Here is a 15,128-nt window from a genome sequence, read left to right as displayed (position 1 = left end):
TTATGTTCTTTTGTCTTGAAACAAAAGAACCAAAAGTTCAAGACTGTGAATTCTCGGCTAAAATTTTTCATTAATTCTAAAATCCCTGAAACTCGCTTCGCTCAAACAACAGGAATTTATTAACAAATCAATTTCAAAATTTTTTAACGCCTCCAATTCAATGTCAGTTTTTTAAAAAAACTTTTAAATTTTTTCGATAATCATTGCGTAACCTTGTCCGACTCCGATACAGAGCGTACAAAGTGCATATTTTTTATTTTTTCTCTGTAATTCTAAAGCGGCAGTTCCTACAATTCTGGTTCCTGACATTCCGAGAGGATGACCTAATGCAATCGCGCCACCATTTGGATTTAATCGTTCGTCTTTTGCATCAATCCCTAATTCCTGTAAAACTGATAATGCTTGAGCTGCAAAAGCTTCGTTGAGTTCAATAATATCCATATCTTCCAACGAAAGATTGGCTCTAGAAAGTGCTTTTTTGGTCGCTTCTACTGGACCTATTCCCATAATTCTAGGTTCTACACCAACCACTGCGCTTGAAATAATTTTTGCCAATGGCTTCAAATTATATTTTTTAACGGCGTCTTCACTTGCCAAAATCATGGCAGCAGCTCCGTCATTTAAGCCAGAAGAATTTCCTGCAGTAACACTTCCTCCTTCTTTTTTGAAAGCAGGTCTTAACTTCGCTAATTTATCTAAAGTAGTATCTGGTTTTACAAATTCGTCTTGTGAAAAAATTTTCGGTTCACCTTTTTTTTGTGGAACTTCTACGTTTACAATTTCTTGAGCTAATCTTCCTGAATTTTGAGCAGAAGTAGCTTTTTGCTGAGAAAGTAATGCAAATTCATCTTGCGCTTCTCTGGAAATTTTATAGATTTCGGCTAGATTTTCCGCGGTTTCTCCCATTCCATCAACTCCGTAGAGTTCTTTCATTTTAGGATTAACAAACCTCCATCCAAAACTGCTATCAAACAACTGAACATCTCTACCAAAAGGTTGAGCTGATTTACTCAAAACATAAGGCGCTCTAGTCATTTGTTCAACTCCTCCTGCAATGTAAAAATCGCCTTCTCCAATTGCAATCGCTCTGTACGCATTGGAAATTGCTGCCATTCCAGAAGCACATAATCTGTTCACAGTTTCTCCTCCAATTTTTACAGGAAGCTCTGCCAAAAGTGAAGCCATTCTTGCTACATTTCGATTGTCTTCTCCAGCTTGATTGGCACAACCTAAAATCACGTCTTCTATTTCTTCGGCGGGAATTTGTGGATTTCTCTTTACAATTTCCTTCAAAACGATGGCTGCTAAATCATCTGCTCTTACTTCTGATAAGCCTCCTTGAAATTTAGCAATCGGTGTTCTGATATAATCTATGATGTATACTTGTTTCATATCTGATTTCGAAATTATAAATCAACTACTTTTTTATCAATTTTATAAACAGTTCCTCTGAAACTTGCGACCACCACTTTATGCTGATTGGTAATCGTAATATCATAAACTGCCGTTTTTCTGGTATCTGCCATGAGAATACTCTCTGCAAAAAGGGTGTCTCCTAAACGTACTGCTTTGGTAAAATTAATCATGCAATTGAGCGCAACTGCTGCATCTCCCATATTGTTAGAAGAAAATGCCAATGCAGAATCCGCAAAAGCAAAAGTTACTCCGCCATGAACCGTTTTTAAGCCATTAATCATCTCTTTTTTGATGGGCATTTCAATCAAACAGTAGTGTTCACGAACCTCAACCAAAGAAATTCCCATCCATTGTGAGAAATAGTCTTGATTGAGCATATATTGTGCGGTTTCTAGAGGAGTCATTCTAATAAATTCAATGTTTAAAGTTCATTTTTTCTTTTAAAAATATCTTTCCATGTGATTTCTCCATTTTTTGAAATTTTATTTACAAAAAAGAATATTACAAACCATAATAAAAACGTTACAGTCATTTTTGTTTTTTGTGAAAACACATATTCGTAAAAAGACATTTGCATTTTATTAAAAAAATATCCTAAAGTAGTGTTAATTAATACAAATAAGATAGATTGAACTAACGTTGTGATTATTATTTTTTTCATAACTTTTATTTTTTCAATTCTGATTTATTCCAGAAAAAATTTGTGATTAAAAGTCCGATAAAAGCTGCAACTCCATAAAACCAATAGTTTAAAATGTATTCAGAAATCGTATAATTATTTTTTCTAACGAATACTTCTAATAAATAGTAACCAAGTGATAAAATTATTACTTGAGTTATTGTTTGTACTAATGCAATTTTGAAATTCATAATTTATAGTTTTTTTAAAAGTGGACTTTGTCTGTATCGCTCTTCCTGATATTCCTCGTATAAATTTTGTAAGGTTTCTGAAATCTTTTGATAGCCAATTTCTTTTCCCCAATTCAATAATCCTTTCGGATAATTTACACCTTTTTGCATCGCAGTTTCTATGTCTTCATCATTGGCAATTCCTAATCTTTTTGCTTCTACCGCTTCATTAATCAACATAGAAATAATTCTCATGAAAATCATTTCATACAGACTTTCATCTTTTACAATTTCTTGATTCTTGACTCTTGATTCTTGATTCTGTTCAGAATAATCATAAAAGCCTTTTCCTGTTTTTCTACCAAGTAATTTGGCTTCGCTCATTCTTTGCTGAAGAAGTGATGGTTTGTATTTTGGGTCGTAGAAATAATCCTGATAAACCGTTTTCGTTACCGAAAAATTAACATCAATTCCGATTAAATCCATCAATTCAAATGGTCCCATTTTAAAATTTCCAAGAGATTTCATCGCGTCATCCACTTGTTCTGGAGTTGCTAAATTTTCTTCTACGATTTTCAAAGCTTCACCATAAAAAGGTCTTGCAATTCGGTTAACAATAAAACCGGGAACATCTTTAGCGATGATAGGAGATTTGCCCCAAGATTTCATTAAATCCAACATTTCTTGAGCTAAATTATTTTCAGTCAACAATCCTGGAATCACTTCAACCAAAGGCATTAATGGCGCTGGATTGAAAAAATGAATTCCGATAAAACGTTCAGGATTTTTAAGTTCTGACTGAAGCGAAGTAATGGAAATAGACGAAGTATTAGAACCCAAAACACATTTTTCCGAAACATAAGTTTCTAACTCGGCGAAAACTTTTTGCTTGATTTCTTTATTTTCGATGATGGCTTCTATGACCAAATCACAATCTTTCAATTCTTTGATTTCTTGACAAGGCTTAATTTGATTGAAAATTTCTAAGGATTTTTCAGTAGAAATTTTCCCTTTTTCCGCTAATTTATTTAATGTGATTTTTAAATTTTTTAGAGATTTTTCGGTTTGTGAGAAGTTGGCATCGTATAAAAAAACCTCGCAATGTGCAGTAGCTGCTACTTGCGCAATGCCAATTCCCATAGTTCCTGAGCCGATGATTCCTACTTTCTTCATAATATGATGATGTGATGATGTGACGATGTGATAATCTGCAAATCAACACATCATCACATCTTTTTTATTTTCCTGTATAATTCGGTTTTCTTTTTTCTAAAAATGCAGTAACTCCTTCTTTGAAATCTTGGGTTTCTGCTGCGTCTTGTTGATAAATTCCTTCTAACTCCAATTGCTCTTTTAAATCGTTTTCATAAGAATGATTGAATGCTTTTTTGGTTAATGCAATCGCTTTTGTAGGTAAATGAGAAAGCGTTTCCAGCACTTCCATAGATTTTGAAGAAAATTCTGCATCACCGAAAACATCCGCAATTAAACCCAGTTTCAAAGCATCATTTGCCGAGAGTTTTTTTCCTGTAAAAGCAAGATAATTCGCTTGTTGACGTCCTAATAATTTAGGCAACCAATACGTTCCGCCTGTATCTGGTATTAAACCAATATTTACAAAAGCTTGAGAAAAATAGGAATTTTCTGTAGCCAAACAAATATCACAAATCAGCGCTAACATTGCTCCAGCTCCAACTGCAGGACCATTCACCAAAGAAACGACTGGTTTTCTGCAATGTGCAATTTCTTCAACCAAAGGATTGTAATAGTCTACCACCATTTTCTGAATCACTCTTTCTTCCTCTACATTTCCGAGTGAAAGTGCTTCCTTCAAATTTTGCCCCGAACAAAAAGCTTTTCCTCTCCCAGAAAGTGCTACACAACGCACATTTTCATCTTCATTGCATTCTACAATAAAGTTTTTCAACTCTTGGAGTAAAACTTTATTGAGTGAATTGTAGGTTTCGGGCTGATTGAGATATGCGATTTTCAACTTACCCTCGAAATGGGTTTCTATTTCTATCTGAGTGTACATTTTCTTTAGAATTGTTAATTTGTAAAATCGTAAAGTCGTTTTTACAAATCTAATGTTTTTATGTGATTTTTTTTGGTTCTGCGATTTTGCAACTTTACAGTTCTACAATTTTACGTTAATGACATTTAAAATAATCAAAAGGTTCTAAACAATCTTGGCACTGATAACTGGCTTTGCAAAGTGTGGAACCAAATCTGCTGATTTGCGTAGTGTTTTCACTGCCACATCTCGGACATTTTTTGGGAATGTGAAGATGATTTTCGTCTGCGCCTTTTTCTGGTGGAACAATTCCGTAAGCTCTCAGTTTTTCTCTGGCTTCATCAGTCATCCAATCGGTAGTCCAAATCGGAAACATTTTGGTAACTACTTTTGCAGAAATTCCTTTCTCTTTAAATAATTTGATAATATCTTCTTCGATATTAAACATAGCAGGACACGCAGAATAAGTAGGCGTAATGATGATTTCTGCTTCTGTTTCAGAAATCATTTTTGCATCACGAACAATCCCGAGTTCCACAATGTTAATCACTGGAATTTCGGGGTCTGGAATCTGAGTGAGTATTTCTAATAAATCTTGCATTTCTACCAAACACAATTTGGATAGGTTCTTTGCATATACTGTAATTCACACAAAATATATCCAAAATATTCGGTATGAATTCCTTTTCTGCTTCCTTTTTGCATAAATTCTGAAGTTGGAACTTCTAAACCAAATTTGGCAAAATCTTCTGCGATTTTAGCTTTCCATTCTTCATGAAGTTGTTTTGAAGCAGGAATTAAACTCAGTGCCACCAAATTTTCCTCTTCTTCTACTTCATCAAAAAGTCCGCCTGTGTATTCCCAAAGATTTTCGAGAGCCGCTTCTATTCTTTTTCGGCTTTCATCTGTTCCTTGAGCAAAAATACGCATCCAAGTTTCGGTATGAGTATAGTGATATTTTACTTCTTTCAGAGATTTTTGAGCAATGGCTCTCAGTTCTTCATCTGCAGAATTGCTTAAATTTTCGTACAATAAATTTTGGTAAACCGCAAAGAAATAAGCCTTCATAATGGTATTGGCATAATCTCCGTTTGGTAATTCTACCAATTGAGCATTGAGGTATTCTTTTTCGACACGAAGCATGGCAAAATCATCTGCAGTTCTGCCGTCATTAAATAAATTTGCCGCTAAATTGTAGAAATTATTGGCTTGACCCAATTGATCAAGAGCGATGTTAATGACCGCAATATCTTCTTCCAAGTACGGACCTTTTCCGCACCATTCTGCCAATCTTTGCCCCATAATTAGGGAATCATCTGCGAGTTTTAGGATATAATTCTTCATAACTTTTGGTAGTTGGTATTTTGGTAGTTGGTAATTAGTACCAAATACTAATTACCAAAAGTCTAATTACCAATTTTTACATGTTTTTCACATCATTAGGAATTTGGTAAAAAGTAGGATGACGATAGAGTTTATCATCTGCAGGATCAAAGAATGCTTCTTTGTCTATTCCTTCACTTGTTACCACATATTTGCTGGGAACTACCCAAATAGAAGTTCCTTCTCCGCGTCTTGTATAAACGTCTCTAGCATTTTGAAGTGCCAGTTCTGCAGTTGGCGCTTGAACCGTTCCTGCGTGTTTATGAGAAAGTCCAGGTTTGGTTTGGATAAAAACTTCCCACATATCTAAATTGCTCATATATTTTGGTTGTCTGTTGTTAGTTGATGGTTGTCAGAATTTTTAAAAATAACTAATCCAATAAGTAGTAATAATGAAAATAAAATACAAAAAATTAATCCTCCATTATTCGTCTTATAATTAGAAAAATTTATATTAAATCAATAGCGTCCTAAATAAAAAAATAAGAAGGAATTAAAGTAACTCAAAGTATCTTTGAGGTTGCACAACAAAAAAACCTTCTTATGGACTCAAAATTAACATTATTTTCTCAGATTATTTCAAAAATAGACCGAGGGATTTTCAAAAAAATAGTAATTGAGAAGAAAACCGATTACCGAAATAAAGGATTTGATAGTTGGAACCACTTAGTTTCTATGCTTTTCTGTCATTTTGCCAAAAGCACTTCGGTTCGGGACATTTCCAACGGACTTCGCAGTGCCACAGGAAACCTGAATCATTTAGGGATAAAAACAGCACCTTCCAAATCTTCTATTAGCTACCAGAATGGAAAACGAGATGCAGATTTGTTTAAAGACGTGTATTTCAAACTATTAGAACAATTAGGACAGCACACGAAAGAAAGACGGATAAAACTCAAAATAAAAGTTCCTGTCTATTTATTAGATTCTACCCTTATTTCTCTATGCCTGTCTTTGTTCGATTGGGCAACATATCGAACTAAAAAAGGAGCCGTGAAAATGCATACCTTACTTGAATATGACGGGAAACTTCCTGTTTATGTGAATATTACCAAAGGAAGTGTTGCTGATAACAAGGGAGCGGAAAACATTCCTTTGGAAAAGGGAGCAGTCATTGTTGCAGACCGATTCTATAACGATTTTCCAATGCTCTCTATTTGGGACAGCAAAGGTGTTTTCTTCGTAATAAGACATAAAGAAAATCTGAAATTTGAAACTTTACAGGAACGAGAACTTCCACCAAAAGGAGCTCAAAGCATCCTAAAAGACGAAGAAATAGTACTCTCAAATCCTTTATCCAAAGAAAAATATCCAAAAAAATTAAGAAGAGTGGCTATTTGGGATAATGAAAACAAGCAAACCATTGAAATGATTTCCAATAATTTCTCTTGGGCTGCTTCTACCATAGCAGAATTATACAAGCAAAGATGGCAAATTGAGATCTTTTTTAGAGATATCAAGCAGTTGCTTCACATCAAAACCTTCATTGGAACTTCTGAAAATGCAGTGAAAATCCAAATTTGGACGGCACTTATCACTATTCTCATTCTGAAATACCTGAAATCCATCGCTAAATATAATTGGCAATTATCAAATCTGGTAGCTTTTATCCGATTGAATATTTTTGTTAAAATTAATCTTCAATTTTGGCTCGACAAACCATTTGAGCAACCGCCTGAAACCCCCAAAAACTATTATCAAGGGGTTCTTTTTTGAAATTAAATGTAAAGCTAAATGTAAAATAGGTATTTAGGCTGTTTCTATTTTTAATAATTTTTTTTTAGGACAGTATTGATATTAAATAAATAAATGTATGTTGATAATGTTGTTATAAACGAAATCAAGAATGTAATTACAAATACTTTTATATCAGAAAATTTTTGTTTACTCATGATAATATAAAATATATTTGAAATTAATAATGATGGAATTGAAATGAAAAAACCAAGAAATATTTCAAAAAATATAAATTCAATTATACCAATCATAAGTTTTGATTCACTTTTTAATTTAAAATGTAGAAAAGGAAATATTATTGAACCTATTACTAGAATAAAAATCCAAACTTTAATTAAATAAAAATCTCCAAATCTTCCTTTAAACATTTTATAAATTATCTAATTAACTCATTTTCAAATTTTCCTGTTTTGCAGCATACGCAATTGCTGCTTCTTTTACCCAAGCGTTTTCTGCTTGTGCTTTTCTTTTGGTTTCGAGGCGTTTTTTATTACACGGTCCGTTTCCTTTTAGCACTTCAATAAATTCGTCCCAAGGTAAATCGCCAAAATCATAATGCCCCGTTTCTTCGTTCCATTTTAAATTTTTATCAGGAACTTTCAGCCCTAAAAATTCTGCTTGAGGAACGGTAACATCTACAAATCTTTGGCGGAGTGAATCGTTACTTTCTCTTTTCACTCGATAATTCATAGATTTTTGAGAATTAGGAGAAGCGTCATCATTCGGACCAAACATCATCAAAGCTGGCCACCAAAATCTGTCTAAAGCATCTTGAGCCAATTGTTTCTGTTCTTTGGTTCCACGGCAAAGCGTCATCAGGATTTCGTAGCCTTGTCTTTGGTGAAAAGATTCTTCTTTACAAATTCTGAGCATCGCTCTGGAATAAGGGCCGTAAGAATTTCCCATCAACATTACTTGATTCATAATGGCAGCACCATCTACTAACCAACCAATCGCTCCAATATCTGCCCAACTTAACGCTGGATAATTAAAAATACTAGAATATTTGGCTTTTCCAGAAAGCATATCATTATAGGTAGAATCTCTATCTGCAGCTATTTCTCCGTTGTTCAGCGTTTCTGTAGCGGCATATAAATACAAACCGTGACCTGCCTCGTCCTGAATTTTTGCCAAAAGTGCCATTTTTCTTCTCAAACTTGGCGCTCTGGTAATCCAATTGGCTTCTGGCAACATTCCCACTACTTCAGAATGAGCATGTTGAGAAATCTGTCTTACCAGAAGTTTTCTGTAATCTTCTGGCATCATATCTTTGGGTTCTACCTTATTTTCGGCTTGAACGTATTGTAAAAATTTTTCTGTATCCATATTTTTGCTTTCAGCTTTCGGCAATCTGCTTTCAGCATTTTTTAAATTTTTTAATACAATATTTTTTTGATTATGAGCTCTTTTCAGCTGATTGCAGAAAGCAGACAGCGATAAGCCAAATCATAATTTTCCGTCGCTTAAATCGTCTTTTATATAAATCCCTACTTTAGAATTTACAAATTCTCCTGCCACGAAGTTTAGTTTTTGGTCTCCGTTGGTAATTTCATACTCTTTGAAAAAGTAAACTTGCCCTTCATAAGGTCCTTTTACTTCTACTTTTTTGTTGACACAATGCCAATAATGGTTCCAAATGTTTGTGCCATTTATTTTAAACTCTTCGTTTTCATCGATGGCTTTTGCGAATTTCCAATTGACCATTTTTTTAATTTTTTAGAATGAATTATACATCATAATTCAGCATCACAATATTGGTAGTAGGGTGACACTGACAAGTTAACACAAAACCTCTTGCGACTTCGTCTTCGGTAAGCGCAAAGTTTTTTTCCATAAAAACCTCACCTTCCATCACTTGAGCCTTACAGGTGCAACAAACACCGCCTTTACAAGCAAACGGAACTGGTAAGTTTTCTTTCAATGCTTTATCTAAAATACTTTCTTTTTTAGAATTGAGATGAATAGAATACTCATCATCATCTATAATCAACGTTACAAAACTTTCTAAGTTGGGTATTTTCTTGAATTCTTCGCTCATTTCTGCATTATCTTCATCATCTGGAGCGGAGAAATATTCATATAATACCTGCAATGCAGGAACTTTTCTTTCTTTTTTCAGAAAATCCGAAGTGGACTTAATCATTTCGGTTGGTCCACAAATAAAAAACGTAGAATCTTCTGGTTTTATTTCGGAATTTTTATCTAAAAGTTGTCCTAACTTTTCAGTAGTGATTCTTCCTTCAAAAAGAGCATCTTCTTGTGGTTCTCTACTCAAAACATGTGTTACCTGAAATCGCTCTGGAAATTGTGCTTTCAAAGCATCTAATTCTTCTTTGAGCAAAATATTTTGAGAATCTTTATTGCCAAAAAACAATAAAACTTTAGCATTTGGTTCTTGAAACAATGCTTCTTTGAGATTAGACAAAACCGGAGAAATACCGCTTCCTGCTGCTATTCCTACATAATTTTTGTGATTAGATGCGTGATAATTGGTACAGAAATTTCCCATAGGTTGTTGCACTTCTACCTCGTCATTTTCTTTAAGATTTTGGTTAAGAAAGGTAGAAATAGTGCCATTTTCCATCTGTTTAACTAAAATGGAAAGCGTTTGAGAATTTTCGGAAGGTGCATCTATGATAGAATACGAACGGCGAAACTCTTCTTCCCCGAAATTAAACTTGAGGTTAAGATATTGCCCCTGTTTAAATTTAAATTTATCTTGTATAGAAGAAGGTATTTCGAAGGTGATTCTCACTGCCTCATCTGTAACCTTCTGAATTTTAGCTACTTTTAATATATAAAAATGGTTCATATCAATTCATTTCTTCGGGAGTAACCCAATGTCAACAAATATAATATTTTATGCGAAAAATAAAAGATAAATTTATTTTTTCCCAATCACGCCATAAAGCAACATATCCCTTAAAAAATCGGTATGATTTTCTACATTAAATTTATCTTCTGGAATGTATCTATAAACATTATTAAGAATGTTAATAGAGAATTTAGTTACCAGTTCTAGACTTTCATCATCTTTCATACCTTTACTTTTAAGATAATCTTTAATAATACTTTCAGCAAAAGCGATATAAAAATCAATGTTTTCTAAATATTTATGCTGATGTTTAAAATCTACTCTTAGTCTAAAGATATTAGTAAAAAAAACATCGTAAAGTTTTACATTATGGAAAATAGAATTAAGGTGATTTTCTACCATTAACCTAAACCTTTCTTCTACAGATAATTTAGAATCAAGAATTTCATAATATCTTTCCATAAATCTAGTTCTCACATCCTCACTTATCCACTCCATAATTTCTTCTTTAGACTTAATGTGGGCATAAAGAGAAGCAGCTTTTATATTCATCACTTCTGCAATGTCTCTCATGGAGGTATCTGCAAAACCTCTTTTATAGAACAATTCAAGAGCTACATTTAGTATTTCTTTTTGTCTCGGAGTGAGATTCTTCATTAGTATTTGTGTTTCCAACAAATATACAATATAAATTTTCTAAAAAAATTAACATTATATAATAAAACAAATAAAAATTATGAATTTTATTTAACAAACACCTAATCATAAACAAGAAAAAATGTCAACATCCAAACTCAATAATATATAAAATCCAGAAATTTTGTCTATAAAAATTTTAAGAAATTACAGAAATCAGGAAATTTTGACCTAAAAATTACTTTAGAATACATTTTGAAGCATACCAATCAAAACCATTAATATGAACTTAAACCAATATACCACAAAATCACAAGAAGCCATTCAAAAAGCACAACAAATTGCGCTGGATTTTGGCCATCAAAGCATTGAACCTCAACATTTATTAGAAGGAATTCTTCAAGTAGATGAAAATATTTCTGCATTCTTGATGAAAAAATCAGAAGCAGACCTCAACCTTATTAGAGAAAAAAACCGTGAGGCATTAGAAAAACTTCCAAAAGTAGAAGGTGGAAACATTTATCTTTCTCAATCAGCAAATAAAATTCTTTTAGACGCACCGAATGTTGCCAAAAAAATGGGCGATGAATATGTAACCATTGAGCATCTTTGGCTTTCACTTTTAGAGGTAAATTCTGAAGTTTCTAAAATTTTAAAAGATTTTGGAGTGACTAAAAATTCATTAGAAGCAGCCATCAAAGAATTGAGAAAAGGAAGCAAAGCAACTTCGGCAAGTTCAGAAGAAACTTATCAAAGTTTAAATAAATACGCTAAAAACTTCAATGAACTCGCTGCAGAAGGAAAACTAGACCCTGTAATTGGTAGAGACGAAGAAATAAGAAGAGTTTTACAAATTTTATCAAGAAGAACCAAAAACAACCCGATTCTCATTGGCGAACCAGGTGTAGGTAAAACCGCTATTGCAGAAGGAATTGCTCATAGAATTATTTCAGGTGATGTTCCAGAAAATTTAATGGACAAAACCATTTATTCCCTAGATATGGGTGCATTAATTGCTGGTGCAAAATACAAAGGTGAATTCGAGGAGCGTTTGAAATCTGTAGTAAATGAAGTCATTAAAAGCGATGGACAAATCATTCTCTTCATCGATGAAATTCACACTTTAGTAGGAGCTGGTGGTGGAGAAGGAGCGATGGACGCTGCGAATATTTTAAAACCAGCTTTAGCAAGAGGAGAGCTTAGAGCGATTGGTGCAACCACTTTAAATGAATATCAAAAATATTTTGAAAAAGATAAAGCTTTAGAAAGACGTTTCCAAAAAGTAATGGTAGAAGAACCAGACACAGAATCTGCGATTTCTATCTTGAGAGGAATTAAAGACAAGTACGAAGCACACCACAAAGTAAGAATAAAAGACGAAGCCATTATTGCTGCCGTAGAAATGTCTCAAAGATATATTTCAGACAGATTTTTACCAGATAAAGCCATCGACTTGATTGATGAAGCTTCAGCTAAACTAAGAATGGAAATCAATTCTAAACCTGAAGAATTAGATATTCTCGACAGAAAATTAATGCAGTTAGAAATAGAACTCGCTGCAATTTCTAGAGAAAAAAATGAAGTAAAAATCAATCATCTGAAAGAAGATATTGCGAAAATTCAGGAACAAAGAAACGAAATCCACGCAAAATGGCTTGGCGAAAAACAAAAATCTGAAGATTTAACCGCCATTAAAAAAGAAATAGAATCTCTGAAATTAGAAGCAGAAAGAGCGTCTAGAGTTGGTGATTACGCAAAAGTTGCCGAAATACAATACGGTAAACTCAGAGAAAAAGAGGAAGATTTGAAAAAATTAGAACTCGAAATGCAAAAACATCAGAATGAGCTCATCAAAGAAGAAGTTACCGCTGAAAACATTTCAGAAGTGATTGCAAAATGGACTGGAATCCCAGTTACCAAGTTGCTTCAATCTGAAAGAGAAAAATTGTTAAATCTAGAAACCGAACTCCACCACAGAGTGGTAGGTCAAGAAGAAGCTATCTCTGCAGTTGCAGATGCTATTAGAAGAAATAGAGCCGGATTAAATGACGAGAAAAAACCAATCGGAAGTTTCCTATTCCTTGGAACAACTGGTGTTGGTAAAACCGAACTAGCAAAAGCTTTGGCAGAATTTTTATTTGACGATGAGAACAACATGACCAGAATTGACATGAGTGAATATCAAGAAAGACACTCTGTTTCTAGATTAGTTGGTGCGCCTCCAGGTTACGTAGGTTATGATGAAGGCGGACAATTAACCGAAGCGGTGAGAAGAAGACCTTATTCTGTAGTGCTTTTGGACGAGATAGAAAAAGCGCATCCAGATGTTTTCAACACGCTTTTACAAGTTTTAGACGATGGAAGATTAACCGATAATAAAGGAAGAGTAGTGAATTTTAAAAATTCTATCATTATTATGACTTCCAACCTTGGTTCGCATATTATTCAGGAACGTTTTGACGCTGCACAGCGTGACAAAGATGACAATATCGATTCTGAAACTTTAGAAGCAACCAAAGAAGAAGTTTTCGGATTATTGAAACAATCTCTCCGTCCGGAATTTTTAAACAGAATAGATGAAGTGGTACTTTTCCAACCATTAAGCAAATCAGAAATTGGTAAAATCGTGAATTTCCAATTAAGAGGCTTTAATCAAATGCTAGAAAAGAGAAACATCATCTTAACTGCGACTGAAGACGCTTTAAAATATCTAACCAACAAAGGTTACGATCCTACATTTGGAGCAAGACCATTAAAAAGAGTGCTTCAACAAGAAGTTCTGAACAGATTATCTAAAGAAATTCTCGCAGGAAAGATAAATGATGGAGACAGAATCACATTAGATTATTTCGAAGAAAGCGGACTGGTTTTCAGACCAGTTGAAATATAACATTGATATTTTTCATATATAACTTACCATTTAAGTTTTTCATAGGAGATCCGTCTGGAATTTTTTCAGGCGGATTTTTCTATTTTGAGAACTTTACAAAGAAATTATCTAAAAAATAAAAAATTTCTATCATTTCACACCAAAATTACAAAATCAGCAATAAAAAAAAACCTAATAAAATTAATAAATCCATAAAGAATTAAGTAAATTTAATACTCAATCATCAAAGAAAAAACCTATCTATTAAATAAAAATCAACACTTTTTGAAAAAAAATTTAAAAAAAATATTGCACACTAAATTTCAACTCTATATATTCGCAGCTGTGAATTAAAAAACAATTTTATTAAAAATTAATTTGATATGAAGAAATTACTATTCGGAGTTATAGCGCTAGGTATGTTAGCAGCATGTAACACAACAGAGGAAACTGCAAACTTAACAGAAGACACAAATGCTAGAACAGCAACTGCATCTAGAAAATCTTGTCCATCTGAAGAAATCAGAGCAGAATTACTTAAAAATGACGCAAAAGCAAGAGCAAGATTTGCTGCAATAGAAGCGGGAACTGAAAAATTCATTCAAGCTAAAAAATTAGGAAGAGTATTAGCTGATGGAACTGTAGAAATCCCTGTAGTTGTAAATTTATTATACAGAACTACAGCAGAAAATCTTTCTGATGCTAGAATCGCAGAACAAATCGCTGTACTTAATAAAGACTTTGGAGCAACTAACTCAGATATTAATAAAATCCCTGCTGAATTTGCTTCAGTAGCTGCTGGTGACACCAAAGTAAGATTTAGATTGGTAAAAACAGTTAGAAAATCAACTTCTGTAAGATCTTGGAGAACCAATGATGCCATGAAAAAAGCTTCTACAAAAGGAATTGATGCTACAGACCCAACACAATATTTCAACATTTGGGTTGTAGGTGATATGGGAAGTATCTTAGGATACGCAACTTTCCCAGAATCTGCTGGTTTATGGAATGATGGAGTTGTTTTAGCTTCTAAATACACTGGTGTAACTGGTGCTACTGCTCCATACAACTTAGGAAGAACTGCAACTCACGAAGTTGGTCACTACTTAAATCTTCGTCACATTTGGGGAGATGCAACTTGTGGAAACGATTTCGTAGCTGACACTCCTACTCAAACAGGTTCTAATGGTGGTTCACCAACTTATCCTTTATACAATACTTGTGGTGGTGTACAAAGATCTGTAATGTTCATGAACTATATGGATTATGTATATGATTCTGCAATGTATATGTTCTCTGCAGGTCAAAGAGACAGAATGCAAGCTGTAGTAGCTGCAGGTGGAGCTAGAGCAGGTTTAAGAAATTTATAAAATCCTATACATTAATGAGAAAAGCCGAATCGTTGATTC

Annotated in this window: 16 protein-coding genes; 3 read left to right on the top strand and 13 right to left on the bottom strand. The window is 33.6% G+C overall.

Going from position 1 to position 15,128, the window contains the following annotated elements:
• Positions 1-183: 183 nt before the first annotated feature.
• From pcaF to paaB, 9 genes are all read right to left on the bottom strand, one after another.
• Positions 184-1,392, bottom strand: a complete 1,209-nt coding sequence (pcaF, locus tag KKQ79_RS13230) for a 3-oxoadipyl-CoA thiolase (protein WP_213190537.1) — start codon at positions 1,390-1,392, stop codon at positions 184-186.
• Between the two features lie 14 nt (positions 1,393-1,406).
• Entirely contained in the window at positions 1,407-1,820 is a 414-nt protein-coding gene (locus KKQ79_RS13225; RefSeq protein WP_213190536.1) for a PaaI family thioesterase, read from the bottom strand.
• A gap of 17 nt (positions 1,821-1,837) precedes the next feature.
• Complete coding sequence (locus KKQ79_RS13220; RefSeq protein WP_069800673.1) at positions 1,838-2,077, bottom strand: hypothetical protein; 240 nt, start codon at positions 2,075-2,077, stop codon at positions 1,838-1,840.
• A 5-nt stretch (positions 2,078-2,082) separates the two neighbouring features.
• On the bottom strand, positions 2,083-2,286 hold the full coding sequence (locus KKQ79_RS13215) for a hypothetical protein (protein ID WP_069800671.1): 204 nt from the start codon (positions 2,284-2,286) through the stop codon (positions 2,083-2,085).
• Positions 2,287-2,289: 3 nt separating this feature from the next.
• Positions 2,290-3,438, bottom strand: a complete 1,149-nt coding sequence (locus tag KKQ79_RS13210) for a 3-hydroxyacyl-CoA dehydrogenase NAD-binding domain-containing protein (RefSeq protein ID WP_213190535.1) — start codon at positions 3,436-3,438, stop codon at positions 2,290-2,292.
• A gap of 64 nt (positions 3,439-3,502) precedes the next feature.
• A complete protein-coding gene (locus KKQ79_RS13205; RefSeq protein WP_213190534.1) occupies positions 3,503-4,300 on the bottom strand; it encodes an enoyl-CoA hydratase/isomerase family protein in 798 nt (265 codons plus the stop codon).
• Between the two features lie 115 nt (positions 4,301-4,415).
• Complete coding sequence (gene paaD, locus KKQ79_RS13200; RefSeq protein WP_213190533.1) at positions 4,416-4,880, bottom strand: 1,2-phenylacetyl-CoA epoxidase subunit PaaD; 465 nt, start codon at positions 4,878-4,880, stop codon at positions 4,416-4,418.
• Positions 4,881-4,882: 2 nt separating this feature from the next.
• Positions 4,883-5,623, bottom strand: a complete 741-nt coding sequence (gene paaC, locus KKQ79_RS13195; RefSeq protein WP_213190532.1) for a 1,2-phenylacetyl-CoA epoxidase subunit PaaC — start codon at positions 5,621-5,623, stop codon at positions 4,883-4,885.
• A gap of 76 nt (positions 5,624-5,699) precedes the next feature.
• Complete coding sequence (gene paaB, locus KKQ79_RS13190; RefSeq protein ID WP_069800659.1) at positions 5,700-5,981, bottom strand: 1,2-phenylacetyl-CoA epoxidase subunit PaaB; 282 nt, start codon at positions 5,979-5,981, stop codon at positions 5,700-5,702.
• 224 nt (positions 5,982-6,205) lie between these two features.
• Between paaB and KKQ79_RS13185 the strand changes: the two genes are divergently transcribed.
• Positions 6,206-7,378, top strand: a complete 1,173-nt coding sequence (locus KKQ79_RS13185) for an IS4 family transposase (RefSeq protein ID WP_213188635.1) — start codon at positions 6,206-6,208, stop codon at positions 7,376-7,378.
• Positions 7,379-7,783: 405 nt separating this feature from the next.
• Here the strand turns inward: KKQ79_RS13185 and paaA are convergent, their stop codons facing one another.
• The 4 genes from paaA to KKQ79_RS13165 form a co-directional block, all read right to left on the bottom strand.
• On the bottom strand, positions 7,784-8,725 hold the full coding sequence (gene paaA / locus KKQ79_RS13180) for a 1,2-phenylacetyl-CoA epoxidase subunit PaaA (protein WP_250131250.1): 942 nt from the start codon (positions 8,723-8,725) through the stop codon (positions 7,784-7,786).
• 120 nt (positions 8,726-8,845) lie between these two features.
• Positions 8,846-9,103 carry a hypothetical protein gene (locus tag KKQ79_RS13175; protein ID WP_213190530.1) on the bottom strand — a complete coding sequence of 86 codons (258 nt, stop codon included), beginning with the start codon at positions 9,101-9,103 and terminating at the stop codon, positions 8,846-8,848.
• 22 nt (positions 9,104-9,125) lie between these two features.
• Positions 9,126-10,211 carry a 2Fe-2S iron-sulfur cluster-binding protein gene (locus KKQ79_RS13170; protein WP_213190529.1) on the bottom strand — a complete coding sequence of 362 codons (1,086 nt, stop codon included), beginning with the start codon at positions 10,209-10,211 and terminating at the stop codon, positions 9,126-9,128.
• A gap of 72 nt (positions 10,212-10,283) precedes the next feature.
• Complete coding sequence (locus tag KKQ79_RS13165; RefSeq protein WP_213190528.1) at positions 10,284-10,871, bottom strand: TetR/AcrR family transcriptional regulator; 588 nt, start codon at positions 10,869-10,871, stop codon at positions 10,284-10,286.
• A gap of 262 nt (positions 10,872-11,133) precedes the next feature.
• Between KKQ79_RS13165 and clpB the strand changes: the two genes are divergently transcribed.
• Both clpB and KKQ79_RS13155 read left to right on the top strand, forming a co-directional pair.
• Positions 11,134-13,740: an ATP-dependent chaperone ClpB gene (gene clpB / locus KKQ79_RS13160; protein WP_213190527.1), complete on the top strand. Its 2,607-nt coding sequence runs from the start codon at positions 11,134-11,136 to the stop codon at positions 13,738-13,740.
• Between the two features lie 362 nt (positions 13,741-14,102).
• Positions 14,103-15,089, top strand: a complete 987-nt coding sequence (locus tag KKQ79_RS13155) for a zinc metalloprotease (RefSeq protein ID WP_213190526.1) — start codon at positions 14,103-14,105, stop codon at positions 15,087-15,089.
• Positions 15,090-15,128: the final 39 nt, after the last annotated feature.

The sequence above is a fragment of the Cloacibacterium caeni genome, from assembly GCF_907163125.1.
In the GTDB taxonomy this organism is placed as follows: domain Bacteria; phylum Bacteroidota; class Bacteroidia; order Flavobacteriales; family Weeksellaceae; genus Cloacibacterium; species Cloacibacterium caeni_B.
The sequence above is the reverse complement of the archived record's forward strand: the minus strand, read 5'-3'. Positions and strand labels throughout refer to the sequence as shown.